We start from the raw sequence: 1,667 nt of genomic DNA, 5'->3' as shown, positions 1-1,667 counted from the left end.
CCCCGGTACCGGACGGAATCCGGTCCGTGTGCGGCCTCGTGACGGGCCACCAGTATTCGCACCTCGTCCGCGGGGAGCGTCCGGAGCCACGAGCGGAGAGCGGGGATCGAGGGCATGCCCGTGATCCTTGCACGCAGCAGGCACGCCGACCAGGGCTTTGCCCGGTTGGTCCGGGCCGGTTCCGGGCGCTCGATCCGGCGTTCGGGCGGGTGGTACGGGCGCGGGCGCGGCACCCCTCAGCGCAGCGGGCCGCCCTCCCGTTGGTGGCGGCCGGGGGTGGTGCCGAAGGCCTTCCGGAACGACTCCACGAACGAACTCGGCGAGGACCAGCCGCAGGCCGCCGCCACCGAGGTCACCGAACGCCCCGCGGCCAGCAGGGTCAGCGCGCGGTGCAGTCGCAGCTGCGCCCGCCACTGCGGGAAGCTCATGCCGGTCTCCTGCCGGAACAGCCGGCTCAGCGTGCGCTCGGACGCGCCCACGGCGGCGCCGAGTCGGGCCAGTGTCCGGTCGTCGGCCGGGTCCGCGGCCAGCAGGTCGGCGAGGTCCCGCAGCCGCGGGTCCGAGGGCGTCGGCAGCTCCAGGCCGAGGGCGGGCGCCCGGCACAACTGGTCCAGCGCCACCCGCTCCAGGGCGCGGAACTGCTCGCCCTGCGGCGGCTCGGGACCGCTCATCACCTCGACCACCTCCCACAGCAGCCGGCTGACCGCCAGCACCGCCGGCCGGTTCAGCGCCAGCGGATTGACCTCCGCGGGGAAGCTCAGACTGCGCAACTCGCTGGGCCCGTGGGCCCGGTGGGCGTGCGGCACGCCGACCGGCAGCCAGACCCCGCGGTGCGCGGGAACCGCCCAGCTGCCCTGCGGGGTGGACACCTCCAGCACGCCGCGACCCGGGCAGATCAGCTGGTTGACGGTGTGGAAGTGCCAGTCGATCCGCTCACGGTGGGCCAGCGGCTGCCGGGTCGGGCCGGTCAGTTCCCGGCGGGTTGGCGACATGGATCGGCAGAGTATCGGAAGCCCGTCCCCGGTGCCGCGGGCCAGGCTGGTCACCGCCGGCGAACGCTCGCCGGCGAGCCACCGAGGAGGCGGGATGACCCTGGACGACACCGCGCACCGGAACGCCACCGGAACCGGAGCACCCGCAGTACCCGCGGCAGCCGGGCCGCCGGAGTCCGGCGGGGTCTGGCGGCGGATGGGCCTGTGGGGCGCCGCGCACGCCGTCGACGACTTCTACCAGGGCCTCGTCCCCGCCGTGGTGCCGTACTTCGCGCTCGACCGGGGCTACGACTACGTGGCGGTCGGCGGGCTCGCGATGGCGGCCACCGTCGGCAGCGCCGTGCCGCAGCCCTTCGTCGGACTGGCCGTGGACCGCTGGCGGCTCGGCGGGACGGCCACCCTCGGCGTGGCCCTGGCCGGGGTCGGCCTCGGTGCGGCGGGGCTGGTGTCCTCGTACGCCGCGGTCTGGCTGCTGGTGCTGCTGTCCGGGCTCGGGGTGGCGATGTTCCACCCGGCGGCCGGGCGCTCCGCGCGGGAGGCGGCGGGCGGCAGCACGACGGCGATGAGCGTGTTCGCGGCGGGCGGCAGCGTCGGCTTCTTCCTCGCCCCGGTGCTGGCCAGCGGTGGCGTAGGCGGTGCCGCCGCGCCAGGGGGTGTGGAAGACGGGCTGGGCAC

At 76.0% G+C, this 1,667-nt stretch carries 2 protein-coding genes; one reads left to right on the top strand and one right to left on the bottom strand.

Annotation, left to right across the window (positions count from 1 at the left end; genetic code table 11):
• Positions 1-236 precede the first annotated feature (236 nt).
• Positions 237-992, bottom strand: coding sequence for a helix-turn-helix transcriptional regulator (locus ABZ641_RS36320; RefSeq protein WP_359988768.1), 756 nt, complete (start codon positions 990-992; stop codon positions 237-239).
• A gap of 94 nt (positions 993-1,086) precedes the next feature.
• Between ABZ641_RS36320 and ABZ641_RS36315 the strand changes: the two genes are divergently transcribed.
• Positions 1,087-1,667, top strand: a 581-nt coding sequence (locus ABZ641_RS36315) for an MFS transporter (protein ID WP_359988766.1), incomplete at its 3' end; no start/stop codon positions are given.

This window comes from Kitasatospora sp. NPDC007106, from assembly GCF_040634455.1.
Classification (GTDB): domain Bacteria; phylum Actinomycetota; class Actinomycetes; order Streptomycetales; family Streptomycetaceae; genus Kitasatospora; species Kitasatospora arboriphila.
This window is presented reverse-complemented; position numbering and strand designations above follow the sequence as displayed.